Below are 230 nucleotides of genomic sequence, written 5' to 3'. Positions count from 1 at the left end.
TTCGGACGGCGGGATGACGCTGATAACTAGGCGGCAGAACGAAGCAGCCAAAAGGAGGTTTATGGAAAGCGTTTCCCAAAATTCGAAAAAGAACACCCATACAAACGAGAAAGAGGGGAAAAAAATGAAAGGCAAAAAAAAAAAAAAAAGGACCTGGGGGGGTTTCTTGGGGTTGCTCCTGGGGCTCCTCCCCTGTTTCAAAGCGGGGGGGGGAGGGGTTGCGGGGGGGA

General features: G+C 51.7%; 1 protein-coding gene. It reads left to right on the top strand.

What is annotated here, in order from left to right; translation table 11 throughout:
• On the top strand, positions 1-230 hold a 230-nt coding region (locus tag KVT34_RS31505; RefSeq protein WP_217563419.1), incomplete at both ends, for a hypothetical protein.

Source organism: Paenibacillus sp. GbtcB18 (genome assembly GCF_019091125.1).
GTDB lineage: Bacteria > Bacillota > Bacilli > Paenibacillales > NBRC-103111 > Paenibacillus_F > Paenibacillus_F chitinolyticus.
This window is presented reverse-complemented; position numbering and strand designations above follow the sequence as displayed.